9 protein-coding genes are annotated in these 15,370 nt (G+C 41.1%); 5 read left to right on the top strand and 4 right to left on the bottom strand.

The window, feature by feature from the left end:
- Positions 1-107: 107 nt before the first annotated feature.
- The 3 genes from J8M00_RS04515 to J8M00_RS04505 all read left to right on the top strand — a co-directional run bounded on the left by J8M00_RS04515 (position 108) and on the right by J8M00_RS04505 (position 5,950).
- A complete protein-coding gene (locus J8M00_RS04515; RefSeq protein ID WP_211009147.1) occupies positions 108-3,479 on the top strand; it encodes a methyl-accepting chemotaxis protein in 3,372 nt (1,123 codons plus the stop codon).
- 149 nt (positions 3,480-3,628) lie between these two features.
- Entirely contained in the window at positions 3,629-4,795 is a 1,167-nt protein-coding gene (locus J8M00_RS04510) for a MerR family transcriptional regulator (RefSeq protein WP_211009146.1), read from the top strand.
- Positions 4,796-5,146: 351 nt separating this feature from the next.
- A complete protein-coding gene (locus J8M00_RS04505; protein ID WP_211009145.1) occupies positions 5,147-5,950 on the top strand; it encodes a class I SAM-dependent methyltransferase in 804 nt (267 codons plus the stop codon).
- Between the two features lie 94 nt (positions 5,951-6,044).
- On the opposite strand, the gene J8M00_RS04500 is transcribed toward J8M00_RS04505, so the two are convergent.
- A complete protein-coding gene (locus J8M00_RS04500; protein WP_211009144.1) occupies positions 6,045-6,392 on the bottom strand; it encodes a hypothetical protein in 348 nt (115 codons plus the stop codon).
- A 268-nt stretch (positions 6,393-6,660) separates the two neighbouring features.
- On the bottom strand, positions 6,661-7,278 hold the full coding sequence (locus J8M00_RS04495) for a DsbA family protein (protein ID WP_211009143.1): 618 nt from the start codon (positions 7,276-7,278) through the stop codon (positions 6,661-6,663).
- Between the two features lie 804 nt (positions 7,279-8,082).
- On the opposite strand from J8M00_RS04495, the gene J8M00_RS28400 reads away from it, so the two are divergent.
- Together J8M00_RS28400 and J8M00_RS04490 are read left to right on the top strand one after the other, a co-directional pair.
- Entirely contained in the window at positions 8,083-8,214 is a 132-nt protein-coding gene (locus J8M00_RS28400; protein WP_282099753.1) for a hypothetical protein, read from the top strand.
- A 526-nt stretch (positions 8,215-8,740) separates the two neighbouring features.
- On the top strand, positions 8,741-10,516 hold the full coding sequence (locus J8M00_RS04490) for a hypothetical protein (protein WP_211009142.1): 1,776 nt from the start codon (positions 8,741-8,743) through the stop codon (positions 10,514-10,516).
- Between the two features lie 95 nt (positions 10,517-10,611).
- Here the strand turns inward: J8M00_RS04490 and ydiJ are convergent, their stop codons facing one another.
- Both ydiJ and J8M00_RS04480 read right to left on the bottom strand, forming a co-directional pair.
- A complete protein-coding gene (ydiJ, locus tag J8M00_RS04485) occupies positions 10,612-13,617 on the bottom strand; it encodes a D-2-hydroxyglutarate dehydrogenase YdiJ (protein ID WP_211009141.1) in 3,006 nt (1,001 codons plus the stop codon).
- 208 nt (positions 13,618-13,825) lie between these two features.
- Positions 13,826-15,058 carry an aspartyl protease family protein gene (locus J8M00_RS04480; protein ID WP_211009140.1) on the bottom strand — a complete coding sequence of 411 codons (1,233 nt, stop codon included), beginning with the start codon at positions 15,056-15,058 and terminating at the stop codon, positions 13,826-13,828.
- Positions 15,059-15,370: the final 312 nt, after the last annotated feature.

The raw sequence follows: 15,370 nt of genomic DNA, 5'->3' as shown, positions 1-15,370 counted from the left end.
TGGTCACTTCTATTGTCAATAATAAAACGCATTGCGATTTAGCTTCTATACTTGAGTTCAGGACTTTTTTATTTCACGCAACTCCTGCGGTATAAGGGAATTTTAATATGGCTAATTCCATACATTTCAATATCATATCTACACTGCGCGCGAAGCTAATAGCTGCTTTTTCAGCCTTAATGATCACGTTAGCCGTGATTGGCTTTATTTCCTACTTTGCTCTCAAAATAGCATCCGATGGTTTTAAAGATTATCGAGAGCTTGCTCGAGACAGCAATCTTGCAGGTATTTTGCAATCTAACATGCTGATGGTTCGCATGAATGTGAAAGACTTTTTGCTCACTGGTAGCGAAAAAGACATACAACAATATGACGAATATTTTAATCAAGTAGAGAGCCTACTTAATGATGCAACACGAGAAATCAACAAACCTGAACGCGCTCAGATGGTACGCGAGCTCATCGCCAAAATCGCGGTGTATAACGAAACGTTCGATTTAATTAAATCTTATCGAGTACAACGTAATGATTTGGTATTCAATAAGTTGAACGTAATTGGTCCGCAAATGGAAAGGGAACTGACCAAGTTAATGTTTAGTGCATCGGAAAGCAATAACACCCAGCTAGCCTACTTAACCGGCGTCGCCATGCGGAATTTACTGCTGGGGAGGCTATATGTCATTAAATATCTCGAGAGCAACGATGAGAGCGCTGATCAACGGGTTAAACAAGAATTTAGCGCTTTTGAGCAACAAATGGATTTGATAGAGCAGCTTACAAATACGGCAGCCAATCGTGACATAATCGACCGAGTGAGAGGTTTAGAAGCACAATACAAAGAAGCATATTTGAGTGTTCACGATATCATTGTAGATCGCAACGATAAGGTAACCAATACCTTAGATATGCTCGGTCCTAAGTTTGCTAAGTTGGTTGATGATCTAAAACTCTCGGTGAAGACAGATCAAGACCAACTTGGGCCTAGACTTAAAGATGAAAACGAGTCCGCTGTTGGCAATATCCTCGTTACCTTTGTGATTGCATTGGTGCTGAGTGGATGCATTGTGTTTGTACTAACACGAAATGTCATGGCTCAGCTGGGCAAGGACCCGAGTGAGCTTGAAAAAGTGGCACTCGCCATTTCTCGCGGTGACCTTGATGAACAATACGATGGACGCACGCCAAAAGGTGTTTTCAAATCTATGATGGCAATGCGAGAGAGCCTGCGCCAAATACGAGAAAAAGAACGTGAAGAAAAACGAATTGCGAGTACAAATGCCCGTATCAAAAGCGCGCTAGACAATGCCAGTGCCTGTGTAATGATAACCGATACAAACAATCAGGTGATCTATTTAAATGATGCCATTTACGCCATGTTTGATGTTGCCTGTACCGATATTTGTTCTGTTCATGCACAATTTGACAGTAAGTTGCTGCTTAACCACCCGCTCAGTCAATCTTTGCCTGACTTCTCTGAGGTAGAAGACGCTGTACAGCACCTAAGCGATAGCTACAACGCTGAATTGAATATCGCAGGCAGAACATTCGACATTGTAGCAAGTCCTGTAATCGTGGATGGTAACGTCGTAGGCCTTGTATACGAGTGGGAAGACAAAACTAAGTGGCTTGCCAACGAAAAAGAAAAAGCTCAAATCGCGTCAGAAAATGCGCGTGTAAAATACGCCCTCGATGGCTCGTCAGGCCAAGTGATGATAACTGACGATACATATCAAGTAATTTACTTAAATAGTTCTTTAGAACAAATGTTTAGAGCTGCTGAAAAAGACATTGAAAGCGAACTCGTTGGCTTTGATCCTGAGTCCATAAAACACAACCCAATAGACCATTACTTTGCACACTTTACAAATTTATTGGCTGAATTTGACAACTTGACCACTAGCCACCAAAGCAAGTTTGTTATCGCAGGACGTACCTTCAGCATTGTCGCCAGCCCAGTAAAAGTTGAGGGAGAACGTGTCGGTACCGTTATCGAGTGGCAAGATAAAACCCAGTGGTTAGCTCTTGAGCGCGAAAAGTCTCGGATTGCCTCCGAAAACGCTCGGGTCAAATATGCACTCGATAGCGTTTCTGGCAACGTCATGATCGCAGATCCAGAACTCAATATCATATATGCCAACAACGCACTGCAAAATATGATGTCAGAATCTGAACGAGATATTAAACAGCACGTGGGTGTATTTGAGGCGAACAATCTAATCGGTTTTGCAATCCATGACTTTTACCTAGAGCCAGAACAGCAACGCCTAGTTTTTGAAAACCTGCAAGATACACATCGCAGTGTTGAGCATATCGGCGATAAAGTCTTTGCCCTTACAGCAAACCCTATCTCAGTAGATGGCAAACGCATCGGGACAGTACTGGAGTGGGTTGACCGCACCGCCGAGGTAAATATTGAAAAAGAAATAGATGAGATCGTGCAAGCTGCATCTCAGGGGGATTTAAGTAAAAAAATTGATCCAACAGGTAAATCGGGTTTCTTTGGTAACTTAAGTCAGGGGCTTAACGACCTACTCGGCACGGTAGAGGTGGCTTTGGACGATGTCATGCACATGCTCGGCGCCCTTGCCCATGGCGATTTAAGTAAACGTATCACCAATCAGTATCAAGGTAAATTTGGCAAACTCAAAGAAGATACTAACACCACTGCAGACAAGCTCACAGAAATTATATCTAGTATTCGCTCGTCCGCTGGTAGTATTTCTCAGAGCGCCAATGAGATTGCACAAGGTAATATGGACTTAAGCCAACGTACCGAAGAACAGGCCTCAAGTCTTGAAGAAACTTCATCCAGTATGGAAGCCATGACCGACAGTGTGAAACAAAGCAGTAAACGGGCAGAAAACGCCAATGAGCTCTCCCTTGATGCCGAGCGCCGAGCTGAGCAAGGCGGTCAAGTCGTCAATATGGCTGTAACGGCAATGAAGGAAATTAATGACTCTAGTAAAGAGATCTCTGAAATTATTGGTGTGATAGATGAAATTGCTTTCCAAACAAATCTATTGGCGCTGAACGCCGCGGTAGAAGCCGCAAGAGCTGGTGAACAGGGCCGAGGTTTTGCAGTGGTTGCAGGGGAAGTTAGAAACCTTGCACAGCGCTCTTCTGAAGCGGCAAAAGAGATCAAGGATTTGATCAGAGACAGCCAAACCAAAGTTGAAGAAGGTACTTCATTGGTCAATAAATCGGGTGAAACCCTGCTAGAAATTGTTGAAGCGACTTCAAAAGTGCGCGCTATGATGCAAGATTTAACCGAATCATCAAAACAACAATCTGAAGGTATAGTTCAGGTCAATAGTGCGATCACACAGATGGATGAAATGACTCAACAAAATGCGGCGCTGGTTGAACAAGCAACCGCTGCCGGTCAATCGATGGCAGACCAAGCCAATAGCATGAATGGCACAATGGACTTTTTTAATATTGAACAAAGCGGCACAGGCCTAAAAACCTTAGCTTCTTAAACGCATAAACAAATATAAGGGGCAATTAAGCCCCTTTTTATTTTTGACATTTTCACCAAACATCATTCAAACATATTATTTGCCAATTGACCTGTCTATCGCTTTATACTTTAAACTAAGCGCAGTTGAATATAGATAGGCAAGCATACGTGTATAAGATTTCAGAACTCGCAAAGTCCGTGGGGCTATCTCGCACTGCAATACTTTACTATGAAAAGCAGCAACTGCTCTGTGCAAAACGACTTAGCAACGGCTATCGAGTTTATTCTGACAAAGATGTCCAACGGGTGCGGTTAATTCAAAAACTACTCGCAGGCGGTTTAACGATCAAAGAGTGTAAAGCTTGCCTTGATGCCAAAATTAACAGCCAATTATTACGAGACCGATTAGCGACTTTACAAAGCGAGATACAGCAAAAGCAACAAGCTCATGACTTACTCCTCGCTATATTAGGTGATACTCCACAACAAGGTTGGCATGAAGAATTGAGCGCTATCGCGCCAGATGCCCACCTCAGCTGGCTCATAAATCAAGGTTTCAGTGAAAAAGAAGCACTCAGACTAAAATGGTTATCAAAAGATATGAATGAACATGACGTATATATGGCTGATTTTACGACTGTATTTTCAGGTCTCTCTCGCTGGGCTCCTGGCAGTGATGAAGATACACTCAAAGCTTTATCTTTTGTCCCCTCCGAGCTCAGCACTATCCTAGACATTGGTTGTGGAACAGGGTATGCAACTGAACTATTAATAAAACATACGCAAGCACAAGTTATCGCTGTCGACAATGAGCAGTCCGCCCTCAACACATTATCACAGCGTATTAAGCATCAAGGCTTTACCCATAGATTACAAACCCAGTGTATTAGCATGACAGAACTCAAGTTTGCGACCGAGAGTATTGATTTAATTTGGTCCGAAGGCAGCGCGTATATTATGGGCGTTGAGAACGCGTTAAAACAGTGGAAACCATTTATTGCTCAGCACGGCGCTTTGGTATTCAGTGATTTAGTTTGGAAAGTTGATACACCAAGTCGTGACGCATTGGAATATTGGTCAAAAGCTTACCCTGATATGCAGAATGTTGAAACGCGGTTAGCGCAAATTAGCAAAGCAGGATATAAACTTACAACACACTTTGAGCAAAGCAATCAAGCTTGGGAGAACTATTACGCCCCCTTACAAAGCCGTGTCTCCACACTTAAAAAAGATCTGCCCAACTCAGCTGCGCTTCGCGATATAGATGAAGAAGTGAATTTATGCACTCAATACGCCAATGAATTTGGTTATCACGTGTTTATTTTGAAAATTTAGATGCTTACCTAACTAAGGTAGCTTAGGTTATTGGCTTTGCGTTAAAGAACGCCTTTATAAAACCATTTAAAACAAACAGTTACCGCTAGACTTCGACAAACTAGAACTTTTAAAGCATGAAGTACAATGTTCACACTCACAAAGTTTTTGATAACAGCTCTTTTACTAAGATGCTCAAATAAGCGTGTCCATACTTTTGTACAAACCAGCTTATAAAATAGAAAAATATAAATTACATCATCCTAAGTGATTAGAATCAATTAGCACCTTCTTTGTCCGAATTAACATCCCAAATCAACTCATCTTTTATCACTTAATAAAACAAATACCATGTTAGAAAAGGAGAATTTAATGAGTCAATGTATTTGGAGTAAAAGCGCAGCGCAATATGCCAAATCGGCCCCTAAAATTAGCTTTTATCGAGATACGGCCAAGTTCAGCGCTGAAATCTTGGACAAGTATGATTATAAAAACTTTGTAGATTTAGGCTGTGGCTCCTCTAATTTAATTGCAAATGCCCTTTTAAGGGGAAAACCGCATAGACAACTAACTTGCACGGATGCCGCCACAGGTATGATAGAGGTCGCAAAACGCCATAACATCTATCCAAATGCAAAGTACCTGGCTGTTAACTCTGAACATATTCAATTCGAGCCAAATTCGCAGTGCTGCTTTTTGGCCAACTCTGCATTTTGGATGTTTGATTTTGAAGACACGCTTTCACGCATTCGAGCTCAATTGAAATGTAATGGCGGGTTGCTTGTGAACTTTTCAGAATGGGATCTACAAGATGGTACGCAAGATAAATTAAGGTACCAGTTGATAGATCAACAACTAGCACTTGGTGGCTTTTCAAATAAAGTCCACCGAGGTACTGCGAAAAAGTACTGCCAAAACAAGCTTATTGATATTATCAAAAGCCATGGTTTTAGCGTACCAGAAGTGCTCACTAAGCGGGTAATCGTCACTAAAACTGACTGGATAGAGTTTTATAAAATCCCAGCTATTGCGAACAAAAGCCTCCCCCACCTAACTCTCACCGACGCGCAAAGAACTCTACACCTCGCGATGAAGGCACTCCCCGATGATTACCAGCATACAATGCAATGGTTGTATATTAAGGCCATAAAAATGCCTAGGGCTTTATCAAAATAAAACACGCTTGAATTAGTGATTGGGGCCGCAGCAACAAGTTTACTGCTTTTAATACAAAAAGGTGCATCATCACGCACCTTTTAAATATTCAATATTAGTACTTAGTGATAGCTAGTAGCGCGTTTTCACTTTCGCCATCATGGCACTTGCGGCTACCGCTGTCGCGGTTTTCTACAACTAGCGTGTACTTAACTTGGTTTTCTTTAGATTGACGCACAGCTTCTAAAACAGGCCCTAGTAAATATGTTTGCTCTGGGTAGATAATAACCGGCTCTAGTTCGAAACCACCATCTGAATAGCGAGAGTATCGAACCTCATAAGTGTTATTTCCTTTTGAGAAAACATTTTTTACATAACCTGAGCAATTAAATACAACAGCTGCTTGAGATTGAGCTGCAAAAAGTACTGCCGCAACAGATAGAGCTTTAATATAGCTTTTCATTTCTTTTTCCTTAAGTTGTCAGTTTTATCGCCTTTCCAGCGACAGCCTAATTTAAGCTTTTGAAATGAAAGCATTATTACAGCATTTATAAAAATAGAAGAAATAAAACTTAATTACTCTTATCAGATAGTTATCTGACATTAAAATAAAATAAGCATTAACTATTTAAAAGAAAAATTTTAAAAGTTAGGTTTTAACACTTAATGGGTGCTATTTTTCAAACTAGATATGCCAAATAGTTCTTTGCGTCTTAGCACGATTTTTACGATTAGCTCCCCGCAATCACCTTGTTGAAACGTTCATCCAAATCTTCAGCTTGGCAAAAGCCCAATGCTAAGGGAAATAGTTGATTAGCATCAGAGATATAAAATAAAGCAGGAAAGCCACTCACTTGTAGTTGACGCGTAATATCTAAGTGCTGCTGCAGCTGGGACTCGGTTTCATTCGAATTCAATACTGCCAAAAATTGAGACTTCTCAAGTCCCAGTGAGTTTGCACATGCCACAAGCGTTTCTTCTAGAGAAGGGTTCTGTGCTTGCTGATAGTATGCAGATTGGATCGCCCTAACCATAAGTTGCGCACATTTATCTTTTAAACTCTGTGCCGCGATGACTGCACGACATGCATGGTAAGTAGATCGATAAGGCGTGTTTAGTTCCCAATAGTCATGATTAAATGTCACCTGAGTCCGCTGCTCTATTTGATGCCAGTATGAAGCAATTGTTTGCATTAAACTTGGTTCCATTGGCTGCTTATTATCAGGAGCGAGCCCTCCCATAACCCAATCAACCTCTACTGAAGGGTGTTTGGACAAAAACTCTTCCAACTCAGGCTGAAACCCATAACACCAAGCACACATCGGATCCAGAACATATAAAAATCGCATTATTCCCCTTCTAAAACTCACCCAACTTTTCATTGGAAATGTTCAATTCACTCAATTTAACACAACACATGCAAAGATTGATATTGTTTGAATGATACATAAAAATCAAAGCTAGAATAGCCTTATAACCTGCTTGATAATTGGTAAGATATCAATATGGTTTAATTTGCCGCTGGTCAACGAACAACATCTCCTTTAAAAGCCCACCGAATTTTTTCATGTTACTTGCTTCCTCGCCCCTGATACAGAGTTATGTTACTAAGGATAACTATTTAAGAATGTATTGATTAACTTACTCGCACTACCTTTCACTATTAACGACGCAGTATAAAAAAGCTAGATAACTTACGAGCTTATTAATTAATTTATATTATTCAACCTTCATTTAAAAACTAGAACACCATCAACTTTAAAACCATACTCAGGCATTAGGAAAATAACCATACACACACCCAATGAGATTATTAACTTTTAAAAAAGATTACGGCAACGAAAGAACATAAACCAAACACGCTCACCTTAAATTCGTCTTTTAAAAAGTGTGACTTTTCATAATTTTTAAACATCATTATTTAGTAGATAGTTTTTCAGGCATGAATCTCTCATCTCATGTTCTAAAACATAACCCCTAGAAACGCTAAAATGCGACTACATCTCAAGAATAAAATTATTTTTATAACTTTTACGCCCCTCACACAAAATAACAAGAAAAATATAGAATAATAAAAACATTGATTTCAAAAACCAGCTCTGATACGTTTTAAAAACCCTATACGAATCGGGTTAAAATAAGGAGCATTGAAAATGAAATTAAACAAAACGATCATAAAAAAACTTTCTCTAAATAACAAAGAGATTCAAAAATTTAAAACGGACAAAATCGCTGGTGGTGCCGACCGCCACTCAGGCGATTATTCTTGCCACGCTCTTAAGTGATAAATAACACTTTAAAATACCAACTATATCAATAGAAAAATAAGCACTTAAAAATAAAGCCATGCTGTGCATGGCTTTTAAATTAAAATATAAAAAAACCAACCAGAAACAACACACTGTTAAAAACAGTATTTTTATTATAACCTCAACAAATATGAACAAACACCTGTTCTATTAAAAATGATAGTGTTTAACAATTAACTCTTTAAAAGATAAGGTTCTAGTGGCGTTACCGACTTTTACCTACTCTAATTATGGCCTATCTCTCGTCAGCACGATTCTTCTGTATTTGGCAGAGCAGCTTCCCGTACAGACCAATAAGATAGTTTGCCAGCTTATGCACCATGAAACCGAGTGAATATTAAGTCTAACTATGACTTTTATTATATTGGATGCTGTCGGATACCTTTCGTTTTTCATAACCAATTTATGGTAGCTATTTACCTTTATTGAAAAATACGAAGGCTGAACTTTTCAAATGTAATTAATTAGTTACAATAGCGAAAACTTTAATGGAGCAAACTAAATGCGTGGAAACATAATTCGAATTTGCTTGGTCTTGGCAATGACCGTATTAGTAGCCGCCTGCCAATCAAGCAACCCCATACAGAATACCCAACTAAACGATCAACAACCCTTGAAATTAGGCCAGGGAGTTGTAGCGCTTGAGCTAATCAATAACACCGACAGGCTCGGAAATTTGCACCCCAATTGGGGCGAAGTCATTATTATCCGGATCGATAACGAAGAGCAAAGAAAACAAGCAGCCATCGCTAAAGCCAAAGAGAAAGCACTTAAAAAGGGCAAAACATTTGATCCTGAGGCCGTTGATTGGGAGCACGAGTACTTCAGTTTAAGACCAAATTCAAAAGGCACAGTATCAAGCCAATTATTTGTCGGTGCAATGCCCGAAGGTGAGTATCTCATTGGGTCACTGTATAGTTACTATAATGACGGAAATATGTCTTCTTGGATCACCATGCCTGTGTTTCAATCCGCTGGCGTATTTGAAGTGAAGGCAACACAGCTGACTAACTTGGGCACAATCGTTTTTCAACCTCTGTTAAATACCAAAGAACCTTCGTTTTGGAGCAATCGTTCAGAGCAACGCGCTTACGTCACTCGCCTCAGTGGCGATACAGACTTAGCGCCATTTGTAAAACATCATTATCAAAACCTGGCAAGTTCAATGGACTTTTCTTCGATTAACTCCTGGAAAGAAGACCCATTTACCGAGCTCAGAGCGAAACTAGGTTCACTCTCCAAAGCAAATGCGTACGGTGAACGAGCCATTGCTTTGCAAGGTAGTGAGTTAAACGCTTTAGCAGCCCGCTTTGGCCTGTTGCATTTAATCAACAAACAAGGAAACTTGACCACAGAGTCACTCCCAACATCATCGCAACTCACTTCAAGCTTACACTTTCGAGGTAACTTGCTGGTTGGCAGTGAGCGAGGTTTACTATTTAGTAAATCACAAAACGGCCAATGGCAATCAAGTCAGCCAATCTCAGCCAAAGAAGCCTTTGTATGGTTAGGTACCGCCAATGGATTTGGTTACGCACTGGCCAGCTCTGAAAAGCAGCATGTGCTATATCGTTTTGCGGATGCAGATACCAATTGGCAAAAAATCGGCGAGTTTAAAAAGAAGGCTAACAATAACTGGCTGGTACAAAATGGGGGCCTTTTCGTGTTCTTCGACGCACAAGGTGAACCGAAGATAATCAACGACAACAAGCTTTTATCTTTTAATGAGGCCACAAACTCTTGGCAAGCAACTAAATATAAAAGCTTCAAAAAATTCTCACAACTGAAAACCGGTGAGCTAATCGCTGTTGAAGTAAGCCAATGGGATGGATTTGGAGATCAGGTCATTTCCCTTGATTATGGACAAAGTTGGCAAACAATAGAACGCTCTACAAGATTATTTGGCGATGCCAAAGCGGACGCTACTCTCCCAGCACTGCTTCCCAACAATCAAATTGCAACGGTGGGAAGAGTAAAGATAGCCAAAGGAAGTAAAAAAAGCAGACTGCGTATTATTACCGCCGATATCGAAAATGCGAGTAATAAAACCAAGTGGATACCACATGGCGAGCTCAAAGCCAACTGTACCACCCAGCTGGCCGAGCTAACACAAGGCTCAACCCTCTTCTTCTTGTGCGATCAAGGGCAAGTTGTCAGCACATCAGACCTTGGGCAAAGCTGGGACGTACGCATAGATATTGATATTGCACGTATGCAAGCCCAATATGATGATTTTTTAGCCACGCAGAAAAAAGAAGCTCAATCTAAATCGGACTAAAAGCTCTAAACGTCTTTTGAGCAATCCAAAAGAAGTATCAAGCCCGCTTTAATTGGTATGAGCTTGATACTTTCGAAGCCTAATCGCGAGACCAACTACGACAAATGCTCAGCAATAAACTCAACCGGGTGCATGGGTTTTTGTCCTTCAAATCGCTTAACTTGGCTGCGACACGAAAAGCCTGTCGCCACGACTTCTTCAGTCTTTACGTATTGTTGCCAAGACGCTTGATAAAGCGTTTCTGATGCAACCTGATTTTTGCTTTCGTGGCCGAAAGTTCCGGCCATACCGCAGCATCCGACATTTGGATTTTTAATCGCTACACCAAGTTTTTTGAAAATCTGCTGCCAAGCCGCTGAACTTGCACGCGCATTCGTTTCCTCGCTGCAATGAGGTAAGAGCGTCAAGGTCGCAATAGATCCCGTAAGCTTCAGATCTGACAGGTTCTGTTGTTTAAGCCATTCATGTACAGTTAAAACTTGAAAGTCGCCGCGTTCATGCGATGTAAGTACTTTTCGATACTCATCGTCATAGACAAATACCATCGCTGAATCCAAACCAATCATGGGGATGTTTAGACTGGCGGCTTTTTGCAAAAAGGCGCTGGTAGTTATCGCTGTCGACTTAAATTCAGGTAAAAACCCTTTTATATGCTTGGTTTTGCCATTTTCATGATAGGGCAACAGCACAGCTTGTTTCCCCAATTTATCCGCCAACTTGATGACTGCTGCAATGAGTTCTGCTTCGTAAAACCAAGTAAACGGATCGAGTACCACCAGCACCAGTTTATCCCTTTGCGACTGGCTAAACTTGCTTAATACTTCATAATCGTACTCCATGCCTTTGGGCTGACGCTTACTCAGCAAAGGTAAGTCTTGATAACCCAAAACCCACTTGCTCAAATAATTCGCCAACTTTGAACCTATCAGAGTGTTCAACACTGCCGCACCACGGGACATAACTGGCAATAGCCTTTCTATGTTGCCAACCATGTGGTCTTTAAGCGTTCGACCATATTTTTGATGATAAAAGTGCAAAAAATAAGCTCTGGAATTAGGGATATCTACCTTTACTGGGCACGCAGTTGAGCAAGCTTTACACGCTAGACACGTATCCATTGCTCGTTTCACCTCATGATTTAACTGAGCAAGCTCTCCCACATCTGAAATCTCGACAGAGGATTCACTACCATTGAAATACGCAGATTGCTGCAACGGTAAGTTGACGCCCTGCTCTACTTGCAGTCGAGTCCACTCTTTAAATAGCATGGCGCGTCCCTTGGGCGAGTCCCGCCTGTCTTTGGTCACTTTGTAGGACGGACACATCTGTGTATGCTCGTTGTAGTTGAAGCACAGCCCATTGCCATTGCAGTTTAGGGTATCTTGAAAGGTTGTTTTAATATTGATTGGCACAAGTTGGTCATAACGAGCCCTCATTGGCCCATTTACACCCGCAAGCACAGCTTTGCTAGTTAGCGGTGTACAAATTTTACGTGGATTGAGTTTGTTTTTCTTATCAAATGCAGTTTTAACCTTTCTTAGCTCCAAAAATAACTCTGGGCCAAAAAACTCTGGACCATATTCACTACGAAACCCTTTGCCATGCTCTCCCCAAAATAGCCCGCCATATTTTTTAGTTAACTTCGCCACTTTGTCAGAAATAGGTTTGAGCATAGCTTGCTGGTTTGTGTCACACAGATCCAAAGCAGGACGTACATGCAACACCCCAGCGTCCACATGACCAAACATGCCATAGGCCAGATTGTATGAGTCAAGTAATGCTCTAAACTCAATGATAAAATCAGCCAAATGTTCAGGAGGCACTGCCGTATCTTCGACAAATGCAATGGGCTTTTGCCCCCCCTTTGTATTGCCTAGCAGACCTACTGCTTTTTTACGCATGGCATAAACTTTAATGATGTCCGCTTTATCAGTCGTGATTGAATAGGACACAACACCCGACTGGTTGCTCGCGATAAGTGCCTCTAATTGAGCTGTAAGCGCGTCAACCTTAGTATTGATGTCTTGCTCATTTTGGCCATTAAATTCAACCATATTCAAGCCGTCAGATGTAACACCCGCAGGTGTGTCTAAAAACTTGGCAACACTTCGCCAGATCATATCCTCACGTGCTAGGTTAAGCACCTTGCTATCAACGGTCTCCACCGAGGTCGAACGCGCACTCACTAAAAATGGAGAATGCCTTAAGGCTGATTCAAAATTATCATAATTGATATTAACCAGAGCCTTAAATGGCTCAATGGGCAGGATATTTAGTTTAGCTTCAGCAACCACGCCCAAAGTACCTTCACTGCCTGCAATAATGCGTGTTAGGTCAAAGGTCTTCATGTCATCACTAAAGACATTTTTTAGGTCATATCCGGTAAGAAAACGATTCAGTTTAGGAAATATCTCAAGTATTTTTGTTCTGTTTTGCTCACAACTATTGATCACATCACGAAAAATCTGCCCTAATCGGCTTTGTTTTGCAGCAATTTCTTTTGCTGCCAAGGTACTCATTTTACTCGTATCTAATTCATAACCATCGGGCAAAAAGCATTTTAGAGATATCAAGTGATCACTGGTCTTACCGTAAACCAATGAGCCTTGGCCTGAGGCGTCGGTGTTTATCATACCGCCTATCGTAGCTCGGTTGCTGGTAGAAAGATCTGGTGCAAAAAAGAAACCAAGTGGCCTTAAATAATCGTTTAGTTGATCCTTGATTACGCCGCCTTGAACTCTTACCCACTTCTCTTGGGTGTTTACTTCAATGATTTCCCGCATATGACGAGATAGGTCAAGTACAATTCCACCAGTTAGGGATTGCCCATTCGTTCCGGTACCACCACCTCGCGGCCCGAAAGAAAGTTCACTAAATTCTGCCCGCTCAGACAAAGCCAGCGCCTTTTGAATATCATCATTTGATTTGGCAAAGATCACTGCCTGAGGGTACTGCTGATAGATACTGTTATCCGTTGAGTGTACTAACTTGGTTGAATAGCTGCTGTCTACCTCTCCTTCAAAACCTAACCCCTTCAACGCGTTAAGATAATTATCAAGCACTTCTGCTATGTGCCCGCTAGCGTTATTTTCTTGCTCCATTTTTTGCGCCCCACAAAATGATACAATATAACATAACTCAAAGAGTTAATCTGTACGATTTAGTGGGGACAAAATTCTTGGCAGGTTTAGCTCTCGTCAACCAGCACTCATTGCATAAAAAAACGGCAAGATAATTATCTTGCCGTTTTATATCGGTGGGAGACCTTCGTTCAGTATAGTTAAATTACTCAGGTTTGCGACTAAACAACTAGTATTTAAAATCGTTACTATAACCTGCTACATGATCGGCACTGAGTTTGAAGCATAAATTGTCTCTAGAGATACATAACTCATGTTCTCCTTGGGTGGCTGAAACTTCTATCCAATCCTTTTGTGATAATCTGCGCGCTTCAACGCCATTGAAGCTAAGCACTTCGTCACCCACTTTAATACCCGCACCAAAAGCGGCCATATCTGGCATTACGTAACGAACGACGAAAGCGCCACTAACTAGCTTTCTCAACTCTAATCCAAGTAAATTGTATCGCGCATTAAATACGACTGATTTATAAGGCTTTAAGTAGAGGCTCAAATTATGATAATCAATTACATAATTAAAATGGGACAATACAGAACTTCCTATCACTGACTTTCCATCATCGCCACCTTCGATAAAATTAGTTTTTACGTTGCTTAATTCTAATCCTGCAACTTGTAATGAAGGAATAGTGCCGCGTTGATGAATTGTTTGACCACTTAATCCAAAATCAGAACCTGTGACTGTTTTACCTTTAAACTCATAGCCCAAGTCACGGACATGGTAATTGTTAAGCTTGAAATAGTGGCGACTACCAGTATCAAGTACCAGCTCCTGAGACATTGTTTGGTTATCGCCTAAGTCAATTTCGCTGTCAAAATAAAGTTTGCTGAGAGATACACGCATAGGGATTGAAATATCTTGCTCGGACGGTTTGTAAGGCTCACGAGAAATTTCAATGCTCCCTGCTTTTGAATCAATATACCAAGTAAAATGTTTGAGAATATCATGACCCAATATTCCATCAAACACAGCCTCATCCGCTCTCAAAAAGTACTCGCTTTCTGTCACTGGCAAATAGGCAAAACTAACCCCCTGAAAACTCACATTACCGAGTTGAATTTCACTAACATCTGTCTGGAAACCGAGTGAGTTTTTACCGTCGCCCCACCCACCTAACTCTAGTGAGTAGCCCTCCTTTAATGCCAAGGCTTTCACCTTTTTAGAGTCATATAAAATTGAAATAGATGCCCCTGTGTCAATCATCATTTTGAAGCCATGGACCCCATTGATAGACATATAGACATAAGGTTTAGCGCTAATTTGTGCATCCACTTTTGTAGTTGTTTGTCCAGCTTGCCAGTGTGGCTGAATATCATCGTTTTCGTACTTCAGCCGGATATAATTTGCAACACTGCATCCACTGAGCGTCATTGCCCCAAGTAAAATAATGAGTAACTTCACCGCTCACCTCCATTAAAATGATTTATCAGCAAAGCTTATCTCTGCATATGTGAAGAGAATGTCAAATTCACGATATTTGAAATGTGGTAAATCAACGCGTTTTATGAATCTACAATAAAGGAGGTTCGGAATTGCTCCGAAGGTTGGCTTTATGCGAAGGTGCGTTCTGTATAGAGAGCTGGTTTTGTGCCAAAGGTCAACAGCGTCATGATGCTTCTCTTGTCATCCCGCACTGGATTCAGGACCCATATTATCCTCCCTAAAACTCATAGATTGCGGAGCTAGTCCACAATGACGGAGTTAGAAGCTCAT

It is taken from the genome of Pseudoalteromonas luteoviolacea (assembly GCF_018100925.1).
GTDB lineage: Bacteria > Pseudomonadota > Gammaproteobacteria > Enterobacterales > Alteromonadaceae > Pseudoalteromonas > Pseudoalteromonas obscura.
The sequence above is the reverse complement of the archived record's forward strand: the minus strand, read 5'-3'. Positions and strand labels throughout refer to the sequence as shown.

Coding starts and splice junctions, on each gene's coding strand:
- J8M00_RS04515 (WP_211009147.1), top strand. CDS start 108: ATGGCTAATTCCATACATTTCAATATCATATCTACACTGCGCGCGAAG.
- J8M00_RS04505 (WP_211009145.1), top strand. CDS start 5,147: ATGAGTCAATGTATTTGGAGTAAAAGCGCAGCGCAATATGCCAAATCG.
- J8M00_RS04500 (WP_211009144.1), bottom strand. CDS start 6,392: ATGAAAAGCTATATTAAAGCTCTATCTGTTGCGGCAGTACTTTTTGCA.
- J8M00_RS04495 (WP_211009143.1), bottom strand. CDS start 7,278: ATGCGATTTTTATATGTTCTGGATCCGATGTGTGCTTGGTGTTATGGG.
- J8M00_RS28400 (WP_282099753.1), top strand. CDS start 8,083: ATGAAATTAAACAAAACGATCATAAAAAAACTTTCTCTAAATAACAAA.
- J8M00_RS04490 (WP_211009142.1), top strand. CDS start 8,741: ATGCGTGGAAACATAATTCGAATTTGCTTGGTCTTGGCAATGACCGTA.
- ydiJ (WP_211009141.1), bottom strand. CDS start 13,617: ATGGAGCAAGAAAATAACGCTAGCGGGCACATAGCAGAAGTGCTTGAT.